General features: G+C 48.1%; 10 protein-coding genes and 1 other annotated feature. Of the genes, 2 read left to right on the top strand and 8 right to left on the bottom strand.

Translation table 11 applies throughout. The annotated features are described in order from the left end of the window. The first annotated feature begins 2 nt into the window (after window positions 1–2). Window positions 3–866 carry an ATP-grasp domain-containing protein gene (locus QOZ98_RS13550; protein ID WP_308787955.1) on the top strand — a complete coding sequence of 288 codons (864 nt, stop codon included), beginning with the start codon at window positions 3–5 and terminating at the stop codon, window positions 864–866. Further along, complete coding sequence (locus QOZ98_RS13545) at window positions 863–1660, top strand: ATP-grasp domain-containing protein (RefSeq protein WP_308787954.1); 798 nt, start codon at window positions 863–865, stop codon at window positions 1658–1660. Before QOZ98_RS13550 ends, QOZ98_RS13545 begins: the two co-directional genes overlap by 4 nt. Before the next feature lie 408 nt (window positions 1661–2068). On the opposite strand, the gene QOZ98_RS13540 is transcribed toward QOZ98_RS13545, so the two are convergent. From QOZ98_RS13540 to hemA, 8 genes are all read right to left on the bottom strand, one after another. After that, window positions 2069–4702 carry a valine--tRNA ligase gene (locus QOZ98_RS13540; RefSeq protein ID WP_308787953.1) on the bottom strand — a complete coding sequence of 878 codons (2634 nt, stop codon included), beginning with the start codon at window positions 4700–4702 and terminating at the stop codon, window positions 2069–2071. Between the two features lie 50 nt (window positions 4703–4752). Further along, window positions 4753–4975, bottom strand: a binding site (T-box leader). A gap of 21 nt (window positions 4976–4996) precedes the next feature. Further along, window positions 4997–6052: an AbrB family transcriptional regulator gene (locus QOZ98_RS13535; protein ID WP_308787952.1), complete on the bottom strand. Its 1056-nt coding sequence runs from the start codon at window positions 6050–6052 to the stop codon at window positions 4997–4999. 148 nt (window positions 6053–6200) lie between these two features. Continuing rightward, a complete protein-coding gene (hemL, locus tag QOZ98_RS13530; RefSeq protein ID WP_308787951.1) occupies window positions 6201–7487 on the bottom strand; it encodes a glutamate-1-semialdehyde 2,1-aminomutase in 1287 nt (428 codons plus the stop codon). Next, a complete protein-coding gene (gene hemB, locus QOZ98_RS13525) occupies window positions 7484–8467 on the bottom strand; it encodes a porphobilinogen synthase (protein WP_308787950.1) in 984 nt (327 codons plus the stop codon). Before hemB ends, hemL begins: the two co-directional genes overlap by 4 nt. Next, window positions 8464–9165: a uroporphyrinogen-III synthase gene (locus QOZ98_RS13520; RefSeq protein WP_308787949.1), complete on the bottom strand. Its 702-nt coding sequence runs from the start codon at window positions 9163–9165 to the stop codon at window positions 8464–8466. The genes hemB and QOZ98_RS13520 overlap by 4 nt, the downstream gene beginning before the upstream one ends. After that, window positions 9158–10087, bottom strand: coding sequence for a hydroxymethylbilane synthase (gene hemC, locus QOZ98_RS13515; RefSeq protein ID WP_308787948.1), 930 nt, complete (start codon window positions 10085–10087; stop codon window positions 9158–9160). The genes QOZ98_RS13520 and hemC overlap by 8 nt, the downstream gene beginning before the upstream one ends. Window positions 10088–10105: 18 nt before the next feature. Continuing rightward, window positions 10106–10936 (bottom strand): cytochrome c biogenesis protein CcsA, encoded by an 831-nt coding sequence (gene ccsA, locus QOZ98_RS13510; RefSeq protein WP_308787947.1) that lies wholly within the window; start codon window positions 10934–10936, stop codon window positions 10106–10108. Window positions 10937–11020: 84 nt separating this feature from the next. Next, the gene (hemA, locus tag QOZ98_RS13505) at window positions 11021–12394 is read right to left on the bottom strand and encodes a glutamyl-tRNA reductase (protein ID WP_308787946.1); all 1374 of its coding nucleotides are present in this window, start codon (window positions 12392–12394) and stop codon (window positions 11021–11023) included. Window positions 12395–12668: the final 274 nt, after the last annotated feature.

Raw genomic sequence — 12668 nt, 5'->3', positions numbered from 1 at the left:
ATATGACGAGTTGTTGGGTTATTTACAACGGAAGCCTAGTTTCCGATAAGTTTGCAGACCAAGCCAGGCTTGTGGCTGAAGCAGCTGACAGAGCAGGCATCGCTGTAAAGATCATGAAGAATTACGAAACTATAATGGATTTATCAGTCAACTTAAGTATACCTGATTTTGCAATTTTATTGGATAAAGATATATTGCTTGGATATTTTTTGAAAAGCCGTGGAGTTCCGGTTTACAACGATCCGGCCGTCATTGATTTATGCGACAACAAAGCCACACAATATGTCCAGCTCGCCGCGCAACAGTTGCCGATGCCACGGACCATTGTTGCACCGAAAGTCTATCCGAACTTCTCTATAGCGGATTCCGGTTATTTTGAGGAGGTAATCGAACGCCTTGGACTGCCGATGATTATCAAAGAAGGCCACGGCTCATTTGGCATGAAAGTGTATTTGATTGAAACCGAAGAGCAGTTTTACGAGAAAGTCGACAGCTTGAGAGGCATCGATTTTGTCTTCCAGGAATTCGTTGCATCGAGCCGCGGCCGCGACATCCGCATCAACATTGTCGGTGAACGGATTGTTGCAGCCATGTACCGTCATTCGGAAACCGATTTCCGCGCCAACATTACCAATGGCGGCGTAGCTTCTCCCATCGAGCTGACCCTTGCCCAAAAGGAAATGGCATTGGCTGCAGCGCATGCAGTTGGCGCAACGTTTGCCGGAGTCGATTTGCTGTTTGGCGAAAACGAACAGCCTTTAGTGTGCGAAGTGAATGCCGCTGCCCATATCCGCAATATCCTGAATGTCACAGGCATTAATGTTGCAGACGCCATGATTGCTTATATATTGGAGGACTTAGGATGAAACTTCTTTATGAAACGACTGATACCATGCGGAATCAAGGATTTATAGATGAGCTCGAGCGCTTTGGAGATGCTGTGCTGGTATCGTGGGACGACTGGAGTGAAGATGGCCTGGCAATGCTTGTGGATAAGCTGCACGGTGACACCGTGCTTTTCCGTGCACGCCGTCCCGCAGCAGCCCGCCTCTTGGAAGACCACGGGATCCGCCTAGTGAACCGTGCCGAAGTGAACCGCATCGCCAACGACAAATGGCAAAGTTATCAATTGTTCTTGCTGCTGGGTGTTCCGGCTGTTTCGACCTACCGGGAAGCACTGGAATTTCCGTGCGTCGCCAAAACCGTAGACGGCCATGGTGGATCTGAAGTGTGGCTCTTAGATTCCACTGAAGAAATCCCCGATGCCTCTTCCCCGCTGATTTTCCAGCCGGTGGTCGAGCATTTGGCGGATGTCCGTGCCTATGTCATTGGCACAGAAGTTGTTGGTGCCGTTAAGCGCAGCTCCGGCAACTCGTTCAAAGCCAATTATTCGCTCGGTGGAGCTATAGAGAAGTTTACTCTTACTGCCGCCCAGGAAAAAGATGTCTTACGGATTGCGCGTGCTTTAAACAGCGACTATATCGGCATTGACTTTTTGCTGCTGGAAGACGGACGCTATCTGTTTAATGAAATCGAAGACCCCGTCGGCGCACGTTCGTTCTATGAAACGCACGATGAAAATATTGTAGAATTGCTGGTGGAACATATACGTAAGCTGGAAAAGCATGCGCCGTTCCGCCAGGAAGATGGACCAAAGTAATTTTATCTTTTCCAAACCGCTCCGGTCGCTTTGGGCATGGCTCCCGCAAGAAGCCAGGCAAAGAACGCCAGTCTTCTTGCTTCGCCTAGCCCGTGGACGCTCCGTCGCTAAGAAACATGTAAATTCGAAGTAAGTCTAAGAAGTTGCTGCATGCAAGTCTCTGCTACCTCATCTCTCTTACTCTTTTTTTAGAGGTTCTTAAAAATGATCATTTGCGTTGTTTAAATAATAGAATATGAAGCAAACTAGCGGAGACTCCAGCGGGATAGCGAAGTGCCGAAATCCACTTGGGCGCTAAGCCCAAGTTAGTTCGGCGCAAGCCCGCAGGAAAGCGGAGCTAGTTTGCGGAATATCCCTATAAAAACGAAAAAACCGCTTCCCCAAATGGGAGAGCGGTTTTTCGAATTATTACAGGTTTTGCAATTCTACAATGCGTTTTTCAACCGTTGCGTGTTTTTCCACGTAATCGGCTTGCTTCGCACGTTCTTCTGCAACAACTGCTTCAGGCGCTTTGGAAACAAAGCGTTCGTTCGACAATTTGCCGCTGACGAGCTTGACTTCTTTTGCCCATTTTTCCAGTTCTTTGTTCAGACGCGCAAGCTCTGCATCTATGTCGATCAAGCCTTCAAGCGGCATGAACAACTCCGCACCGGATACAACAGCGGACATCGACTTCTCAGGAGCTTGAATGTTTTGGCCGATCGTCAAGGTTTCCGGATTGCAGAAACGTTCGATATACGCTGCATTGGCTTCAAGTACAGCATGCGTGTTGGCATCTTTTGCCGAGATCGTCAATGGCACTTTTTTGCTCATTGGCGACTGAACTTCTGAACGGATGGTCCGTACTGAACGGATAACATCCATCAACAGTTTCATGCTCGAAGACTGGCTTTGGTCGGTCAGGGAATCATCCACTGTCGGCCATGCCGCAATGGTGATCGATTCGCCTTGGTGCGGCAAATTCTGCCAGATTTCTTCCGTGATGAACGGCATGAACGGATGCAACAAGCGCATTGTGTTATCCAGTACATACGCAAGAACCGAACGCGTCATTTTCTTCGCTTCTTCATCTTCGCCGTATAATGGCAGTTTCGACATCTCGATATACCAGTCACAGAAATCATCCCAGATAAAGTTATAAAGAGAGCGTCCCACTTCACCGAACTCGTAGCGTTCTGCAAGTTCTGTCACCTGTTCGATAGTTTCATTCAAACGGGTCAAGATCCATGAATCGGCTACGGATTTCTTGCCGGAAAGATCGATTTGGTCGTAAGTCATGCCTTCCATGTTCATCAAAGCGAAACGGGAAGCATTCCAGATTTTATTGGCAAAGTTCCAAACAGACTCCACTTTATCGTTCGAGTAGCGAAGATCCTGTCCAGGAGATGACGCTGTTGCCAGGAAGTAGCGCAGAGAATCCGCTCCGTACTCAGAAATCACATCCATTGGATCAACGCCGTTGCCGAGCGATTTGGACATTTTGCGTCCTTCCGCATCGCGTACAAGACCGTGGATCAATACGTCTTTAAACGGTTTTTCACCGGTAAATTCGAGCGCCTGGAAAATCATCCGGGATACCCAGAAATTAATAATGTCATAGCCTGTAACCAAGGCATCAGTCGGATAGTAGCGGCTCAGGTCATCGTTTTCTTCCGGCCAGCCAAGCGTCGAGAACGGCCATAGGGCAGATGAGAACCACGTATCCAGTACGTCTTCATCCTGTGTCCAGTTTTCAGCGTCAGCCGGCGCTTCGTGGCCAACGTAGATTTCATTAGTTTCGTTATGGTACCAGGCTGGAATTTGATGCCCCCACCAAAGCTGGCGTGAGATGCACCAGTCACGGATATTTTCCATCCAGTGCAGGTAAGTTTTCTCGAAACGGTCCGGTACGAAGTTAACGCCCGCATCGGTTTTCTGTGCTTCCACTGAAGCAGCAGCCAAAGGCTTCATGTCTACAAACCATTGTGTGGACAGGTAGGGTTCAACAACGGCCCCACTGCGCTCTGAATGGCCAACTGAGTGCAAATGCTCTTCGATTTTGAAGAGAACATCCAAGTCCTGTAAATCTTTGACAATCTGCTTGCGGCATTCGAACCGGTCAAGCCCTTCGTATTTGCCGGCGTTCTCGTTCATCGAACCGTCTTCGTGCATGATCAGCACGCGTTCCAGGTTGTGGCGATTGCCGATTTCAAAGTCGTTCGGGTCGTGTGCAGGCGTGATTTTCACGGCGCCGCTTCCAAATTCCATGTCTACGTAATCGTCCGCAACAATTTCCATTTCGCGGCCGATAATCGGAAGGATGACTTTTTTGCCGATCAAATGCTGGTAGCGCTCGTCTTTCGGATGAACCGCAACCGCTGTATCGCCAAGCATCGTTTCCGGACGGGTCGTTGCGATTTCGATGTGGCCGCTGCCGTCCGCAAGCGGATAACGCATATGATAGAACGCACCTTGTACATCTTTGTAGATAACTTCAATATCAGAAATGGCGGTTTTGGTATTCGGATCCCAGTTGATGATGTATTTGCCGCGGTAAATCAGCTTTTTCTCATATAGTTTTACGAAAACTTCGCGCACCGCTTTTGACAAGCCGTCATCCAATGTGAAACGCTCGCGGGAATAATCAAGTCCAAGGCCCAGTTTCGACCATTGCTCACGGATATGGCCTGCGTACTGGTCTTTCCATTTCCACGATTCTTCGAGAAATGCTTCACGGCCCAAATCATAGCGCGAACGCCCTTCTTCTTTCAGCTTGCCTTCCACTTTTGCCTGCGTCGCGATGCCGGCGTGGTCCATACCCGGAAGCCACAAGGCGTCAAAGCCCTGCATGCGCTTCATGCGCGTCATGATGTCCTGCAAAGTTGTGTCCCAGGCATGACCCAAATGCAGCTTGCCGGTAACGTTCGGCGGCGGAATCACAATGGTATACGGCGTTTTGCCGCTTTCCGGTTTGGCTTCGAAGAATTTGTTGTTGACCCACCAATCGTAACGCCCTTTTTCAATCGATTGCGGATCGTACTTGGTCGACATTTGTTCAGTCATTGGAATTCCTCCTTTAATTTCTGGCAGAACGCAAAAAACTCCTATCGTCTGTAAAGGACGAAGGAGTTTTTCGCGGTACCACCTTTATACACAGGTCCACTTGCACACCTGGCTCTCAAGTTTCATAACGGATGTTAAGTCCGGTTCCCGCTACTCTGTTTCACGGCAACTGCTCAGAGGTGACATTCAAATGTGTGCCCATGAAAACCTCTCACCACTCGGTCTTCTCTCTGAAATGCCCGCACATCCTACTATCCTCTTCAACGCATGATTATCTAATTACTCCCATTGTACTCAATATCCGGTTTTAGCGTCAAGTTTTTTTACAATGAATGCCACAATCGGCGCCGCAATCAGCAAGATGAAGAACAGGCGGAACAATTGGAAGCCGGTGATCAGCGCCACATCGCCTCCGACCGCCAATGCCGTAATGGCCATTTCAGCAATGCCGCCAGGTGCCGCGCTCAGGAAAAAGTCGAGAAATATGTATTCAGGCAGCAATTGGGCGAGAATCATCGCAATCAAAACTGTAAATCCGATGAGCAGTACGTTGTTTAAAATAATTGCGGCACCAAGCCGGAATGTCAGCTTGTCTCCAATCCCTTCCATCTGCAGGCCAAGGTTCGCACCAATGCACACTTGCGCGATGGCAATGAGCCAGTATGGCATATCGATAAGAACATCGCCCGACACGGTCTGGACGACAGCCATTGTCAAGATTGGCGCCAGCAGTTCTGCAGCTGGAAAGCCGATCCGTTTCATTCCCGCGAAAAGCACAACACCGACTACGAACGCCAACAAGAAAAGTGACGGCGAAAACGCGAACACCTGCCGCTCCATTTCCCCTGCGCCTCTGCCGTTCAAAAATATCGTCAAGAACGGCACGATTGTCACCACCATGAAAATCCGGATGGTCTGCATCATCGTCACAACGGTGATGTTTGCCGACGGAATGTCTTCAGCAAGAACGACCATTTGCGCCAGTCCGCCTGGAATCGAACCGAGCAGGCTGGTCGCCAGGCTTTCATTGACCATTCGCTTGAACAACAGCCCAAGCCCTATTGACAGCGCGACGACTGAAACGGTCATAAATGCCATATACGGCAAATCCACCGCCATCAACAGCACCGCATCCCGCGTAAAGGACGAGCCGATCTGAATGCCGAGCATCACCAGTCCCGCTGTCCGCAAAATTTTTGGCCAGTAAAGAGGCAGTTTCGTGAATTGAGTGACCAACAATAAGGCAAACATCGGACCAAGCAGCCACGGCAGGAACATGCCGATCGCTTCAAACACCGCTCCCGCTGCTGTTGCAATAATTGCGGTCAGTATAAACGCCCTCACAGTCATCCCTCTTTTCCACGTGTCGTTAGTTCTTTCTATGTTACACGAAATAACAAAGTATATGTGCGGTGAGGGAAATTTCATGATCTTCTGCTCTCCTTAATGAGTCCAAAAAAAATGAGGCACCCAAAAAATCGGATGCCTCTTTTCTATATTAGCGTGCCAATTTAGCAAATACAGTATGGAATGCTTCCACGGTTTTTGCAATATGCTCTTCCGTGTGGGCAGTCGATAAGAACATGCCTTCAAACTGGGATGGCGGCAGGAAGATGCCTTCTTCTGCCATCAAACGATAGTAATCTGCGAACAAATCCGTATCGGAAGTTTTCGCTGTTTCAAAATCAACCACGTCTTCGTTTGTGAAGAAGAAACCGATCATCGAACCGGCGCGGTTAACAGTATGCGGGATGTTGTATTTCGTCGCTGCTTCCCGGAATCCTTTTTCCAGCTGGTCGCCACGTTCAATGAACACGTCGTAGCTTTCTTCTGTCAAACGGGACAAGGTTTCGTAACCTGCGCGCATCGCCAGCGGATTTCCGGACAGGGTGCCTGCCTGGTAAATCGAACCGCTTGGAGCTACTTGCTGCATGATTTCACGTTTGCCGCCGAATGCGCCAACCGGCAATCCGCCGCCGATCACTTTGCCCAGGCACGTCATGTCAGGCGTCACGCCGAAATAGCCCTGTGCACAATTAAAGCCGACACGGAAACCGGTCATGACTTCGTCAAATATAAGAACCGTGCCATTTTCTGTTGTCAGATTGCGCAATTCCTGCAAGAAGCCCTCATTTGGCGGCACAACGCCCATATTGCCGGCAACCGGTTCTACAATAACTGCAGCCAGATCGTCGCCGAATTCCTGGAACGCCAATCTTAGGCTTTCCAAGTCGTTGTATGGAACCGTAATGGTGTTTTTCGCAATTGATGCTGGAACCCCTGGTGAATCAGGCAAGCCCAAAGTCGCAACGCCTGAACCAGCTTTGATCAACAGACTGTCGCCGTGGCCATGGTAGCAGCCTTCAAACTTCAGAATTTTGTCGCGTCCAGTATAGCCGCGCGCCACGCGCAATGCACTCATCGTCGCTTCCGTACCAGAAGATACCATACGGACCATTTCGATCGATGGAACACGTTCCATGACCAGTTTTGCCATCGTGTTTTCAAGTTCAGTTGGCGCGCCGAATGATGTGCCAAGCGCCGCTGTTTCCTGAATCGCTCCCACCACTTCCGGATGGGCATGGCCCAAAATCAGCGGACCCCAAGACAAGACGTAATCGATGTAGGTATTGCCGTCTATATCCGTGATGGTCGCGCCGCTGCCGGATTGCATGAAAATCGGATCCATGTTGACCGATTTAAAGGCACGGACCGGGCTGTTGACGCCGCCCGGCATTAGTTTTTTTGCTTCAGTGAATGCTGCCAATGATTTTTCGTATGTCATTTAATTCCCTCCAACCAGCGTGCTGCGTCTTTGGCGTGATAGGTCATTACAATATCCGCTCCAGCGCGCTTCATGCTCAATAAGGTTTCCAAAACAATTTTCTCTTCATCGATCCAGCCATTTGCTGCTGCTGCTTTGACCATCGCGTATTCGCCTGACACGTTGTAGGCAACAATCGGAATATCGAAATTATCGCGGACTTCACGGATGATGTCCAAATAAGACAGAGCCGGTTTGACGATCATGAAATCTGCGCCTTCCTGGATATCGGAAGTTGCTTCCCGCAAAGCTTCCATGCGGTTAGCCGGGTCCATCTGATAGGTTTTGCGGTCTCCGAATTGAGGCGTTGAGTGAGCCGCTTCACGGAATGGTCCGTAGTAAGCGGAAGAGTATTTAACGCCGTAAGACATGATCGGCGTATTTTCAAATCCAGCCTGGTCCAATCCGTAGCGAATTGCCGCAACAAAGCCATCCATCATGTTCGATGGTGCAATAATGTCAGCTCCTGCTTTCGCCTGGGACACAGCAGTGCGCGCCAAAAGATCAAGTGATTCATCGTTCAAGATGACGCCATTTTCAATCACGCCGCAATGGCCGTGGTCTGTGTATTGGCATAGGCATGTATCAGCAATGACCACTAGCTCAGGATGGCGCTCTTTCGCAAAACGGATCGCTTCCTGCGTGATGCCGTGATCATGATAGGCTTGTGAACCGACTGCATCTTTTTCATTTGGTACGCCGAAAAGAATGACGGAAGGAATTCCAAGATCAACGACTTCATCCAGTTCTTCGCCTAATTTATCCAGTGAATAATGGAAAACACCAGGCATTGAAGAAATTTCGTGTTTGATGTTTTCACCTTCGACCACAAAAATCGGATAAATAAAATCCTCTTTATGCAAGCTCGTTTCGCGGACCATTGACCGGATATTGGCTGAACCGCGTAAACGGCGGTGACGATTAAAATTCAATTCTTTCATTTCGACAATCTTCCTTTCGCTATTTCATTGATAACTTCTATATAGGTATATTTCTTTGGAGTAAAATCGACTGTTCCGCCGATTGCCTGGATGGCTTCCTGCGTTACGTGGCCAATAGCAGCGGTGCGGATATTTGACCAGTCGCCCCCCGCCTGCCGGTATGCCGACACGGCAGAAGGACTGGCAAAAAGAATGGTGACGCCTTTTAGCAGCACCAGTTTTCCAGCGTTTTCCATGTTCAGGATCGTATCATAAACCGTCCATTCATCTACTTGCATCGGCATGGAGGCAATGGTGTTTTTTGCCAAAGACCCTTTAATGAACAAGCATTTGGCATTTTCGGCAATCACCGGAAACTCTCGGATAAAATGGTCGGCACTGAAGATCTTCGGGATGAAATCCGGCGCGTAGCCATGCTGCTGCAAAACCGCAGCCGTCTGCTCTCCAACCGCGGCAATCTTTGCTCCTACGGTTTCATGAAGCTGGCAAAATGCCTGGGCACTGGTGCGGCTTGTGAAAATCAGCCAGTCGTAGCTGTTAAAGTCAGGCTTTTCCGACTGGCGGATGGATGTGGTGACAAGCGGAAAATAAAGCGTCTTCGCTCCCAGCGATTGTGCATGGCGGACCGCTTCTGCCGGTTCTCTTGAACCGGTAAAAACAATGGTTTCGCCTTCAAGCAGTGGCTTTTCCTTAGACATTGCTCTCAGCTTTAACGCGTTGAATCAAATCATAGCCGCCCTGTGCGCTGATTTTCTCAGCAACTACACGGCCAGCTTCGATCGGATCACGGCTGACAGACATTTCCTTGAACACTTGGTCCGCTTCCGGTGAAGAAATTAGTCCAGTAAAGGTGATTTCTCCATCATTAACCGTGGCAAAACCGGCAATCGGCACTTGGCAGCTGCCGTCCATATCTCTCAGGAATTTGCGTTCTGCGTTAACGGCCAATGCTGTATTTTCATCATTGACTTTAGCGAGTTCCGCCAAAAGTTCTGCATCCTCTTCGCGGCATTCGATTGCAAGTGCCCCTTGCCCAATAGCCGGCAGGCATTCTTCAACTTCTAAAAACTCAGTAACTAAATCATCTTTCCAGCCCATCCGTTTCAAACCGGCTGCCGCTAAAATAATGGCGTCAAAATCGCCCGCCTGCAGTTTTGCAAGGCGCGTATCGATGTTGCCGCGGATCCATTGAATGTCAAGATCCGGACGCAGCAACAAGAGCTGTGAACTGCGGCGCAAACTGCTTGTTCCCACAACTGCCCCAACCGGAAGTTCCATCAATTTCACATGGTTGTTCGCAATATAAGCGTCGCGCGGATCTTCACGGTCTGGAATACAGCCGATGGCAAGGCCTTCAGGCAATACAGAAGGCATGTCTTTCATGCTGTGTACCGCAAAATCGATTTCGCGGTCAAAAAGTGCCTGTTCGATTTCTTTGACGAATAAGCCTTTGCCCCCAACTTTCGAAAGCGTTACATCCACGATGCGATCGCCTTTTGTAACGATTTCCTTGATTTCAAACTCAAAAGGAGCTCCCGCCGCTTTTAATTTATCGATAAACTGGTTGGTTTGCGTCAACGCCAGCTTGCTTCTTCTTGAACCTACAATAATTTTTCTCAAAATAAATCCTACCTTTCTTTAATACCAAAAATGAAATTCAGACAACCGGCTGCCTAAAAAGAAATTGATCAGCAGCAACAAAAATGCATATGCATGGGCCAGCGCATAATTCATGCCGATTAATGAACCCTTGCGATGCCACCATAGGATAAAGCTGTAAACGACCAGAAGGATGAACGAACCGATAATCTTCATATCGAGCAATGAAAATTCTGCAAGGGATATATAAGCCCATTGCAGCCCGAGAACGAGCGACACGAACAGCAGCGAAATGCCGACAAGGATGGAAATTGTCATAAACTGCTGGGTTTGGCCGAGTGATGGTAGATTGCTCCATTGTTTTGTCCACTTTTTCTGCTTCAGCATCCGGTAAAGAATCATGTGAAGCACCGAAAAGACAAATGATAAAGAAAAAGCCACATACGACAAGATCGCGAAGCTGATGTGGATGAACAATAGCTCCGACACCAGCGCTTCCCCAACAGGAGAGCGTTCGATCTGAACCGGCGCAAATGTATGGATCGTCATAAAGATAAATCCGATAATGTTGATAAAAAATACAGCAAAATCAAAGCTGTAAAAAATCCGCAGGACGAGCGACAGCGTCACCAACAGCCAGGCATAAAAATAAATGCCTTCAAACAAGGTCAATATCGGAAACCGCTGGGTCTCAAAAATGTACAGACCCAAAAATATCGTTTGCAATACCCAGACAATGCCGAGCAGTGACATGGCGATCCGGCTGGCTCTTTTTTCTTTATATAAGTAATCTATAAAATAAAAAACAAGGCTGACAGCATATAGAATAACCATAGCTTCGTGCAGCCTTGCCATTGTTATATCAGCCATCCCATTCCCCTTCGTTTCCATAGTTAAAGGCGTTTCGTCTCTACATTTTAACATATAGAATCGAAAACGCCTCTTTAAGAAAGCTTAAAATGAATATCCGGGAGCTTTAGTTGTTGATTGCTGGGTTTGAAGAACGGCTTTATCCGTTTTCTGTTGCGTTGCTTTTGATTGTTTCTCAATTTCCTGTTCCACTTCATCTTCAATTCCAAAGATTTGCATGAACAACTCCAATTGCTCGCGGGATTTAGGCGCTCCGCCCATTTCCTTTGCTTGCAAGATCGGATCTTTCAACAATTGATTGATGATCGATTTCGTGTGTTTGTTCAAAATTTTCTTTTCGCGGTCAGTCAGATCCGGCATTTTGTTTTCAATGCTCGCCATTGTCTCGGCCTGAATGCCAAGCGCTTTTTGGCGAAGCGCAGAAATTACCGGTACAACGCCAAGCGTCGTCAGCCAGTCGTTAAACTGGATAGCTTCCTGGTCAATCATAGTCATGATTTGGCCAGCTGCGCGTTCACGCTCTGCCAAGTTCGCTTCCACAATTCCTTGCATGTCGTCGATGTCATACAAGAAAACGCTCTGCAAGTCACCAATTCGTGGATCCATATCACGCGGAACGGCGATGTCCACCATAAACAAGGGCTTGCCTTTGCGGAGTTTCTCAACATACTGCATCAATTCAAAATCAATGACAAAGTCAGCTGAACCCGTAGAAGAAATCAGGATATCCGCTTCAAGCAATGCGCATTGCAATTGGTTTAACGGTTTCGCGTTGCCCCCGAATTTATCCGCAAGCAGTTCTGCTTTCTCAAATGTACGGTTAATCACCGTAATTCGGTCAGCACCGCTGCCTTGTAAGTTTTTGATCGCCAATTCACCCATTTTGCCGGCGCCTAAAATGACGACGCTTTTGTTTTTAAGCGTGCCAAAAATCTTCTTGCCGAGTTCAACCGCTGCGTACGATACAGATACCGCATTTTCGCCAATAGCCGTTTCAGAATGCGCTCTTTTTGCCAACGTTACGGCCTGTTTGAACAGTTGATTGAACACTGTTCCAGTGGTGCCGTATTCCTGGCCTGCAAGAAAGCTGCTTTTCACTTGTCCTAAAATTTGTGTTTCGCCCAGAACCATTGAATCGATGCCGGCCGTTACACGGAATAAGTGCTCGATTGCTTTGTCCTGCTCATAGACAAATAAGTACTGCGAAATCGCTTCTTGCGGGAGGCCAAAATAGTCGGCAAGAAACTGCTTCACATAATACTTGCCTGTGTGAAGCTGATCCACCACCGCATAGATCTCCGTCCGGTTGCAAGTAGATACGATGACGTTTTCCAATATGCTTTTTTGTTCTTTTAACGCCTGCATCGCCTGTGGCAGCTCATTTTCAATAAATGACAGCTTTTCACGGATCTCCACAGGTGCAGAGCGATAATTCACCCCAACTACTAAGGTATGCATGGGTACAAAACACCTTTCCCGGTCAATATTTCATATAAACTCAGTATACCACTTATCATCTTTAATATGCTTTTGAAATTGTGAACAAGACATGAATATAACTCTTATTTATAATTATTATAATCTAATACTAGCAAAGGTGTTTCGGGTCTACAAGTATAACGCTCTTAGTCGGAATTGACTGTTAACTTACGAGTTGTAGTGTGAAGATTTCGCTCCCAGCGGGGTCTCCTTAATGCCGCTTCACTGCTCCATCAGCAGTCGCCGCCTTGCA

The organism is Planomicrobium stackebrandtii, assembly GCF_030814955.1.
Taxonomy (GTDB): domain Bacteria; phylum Bacillota; class Bacilli; order Bacillales_A; family Planococcaceae; genus Planococcus; species Planococcus stackebrandtii.
The sequence above is the reverse complement of the archived record's forward strand: the minus strand, read 5'-3'. Positions and strand labels throughout refer to the sequence as shown.

Bases quoted from the DNA above. Each gene is read 5' to 3' on its own strand.
- QOZ98_RS13550 (WP_308787955.1), top strand. From the start codon at position 3: ATGACGAGTTGTTGGGTTATTTACAACGGAAGCCTAGTTTCCGATAAG.
- QOZ98_RS13545 (WP_308787954.1), top strand. From the start codon at position 863: ATGAAACTTCTTTATGAAACGACTGATACCATGCGGAATCAAGGATTT.
- QOZ98_RS13540 (WP_308787953.1), bottom strand. From the start codon at position 4,702: ATGACTGAACAAATGTCGACCAAGTACGATCCGCAATCGATTGAAAAA.
- QOZ98_RS13535 (WP_308787952.1), bottom strand. From the start codon at position 6,052: ATGACTGTGAGGGCGTTTATACTGACCGCAATTATTGCAACAGCAGCG.
- hemL (WP_308787951.1), bottom strand. From the start codon at position 7,487: ATGACATACGAAAAATCATTGGCAGCATTCACTGAAGCAAAAAAACTA.
- hemB (WP_308787950.1), bottom strand. From the start codon at position 8,467: ATGAAAGAATTGAATTTTAATCGTCACCGCCGTTTACGCGGTTCAGCC.
- QOZ98_RS13520 (WP_308787949.1), bottom strand. From the start codon at position 9,165: ATGTCTAAGGAAAAGCCACTGCTTGAAGGCGAAACCATTGTTTTTACC.
- ccsA (WP_308787947.1), bottom strand. From the start codon at position 10,936: ATGGCTGATATAACAATGGCAAGGCTGCACGAAGCTATGGTTATTCTA.
- hemA (WP_308787946.1), bottom strand. From the start codon at position 12,394: ATGCATACCTTAGTAGTTGGGGTGAATTATCGCTCTGCACCTGTGGAG.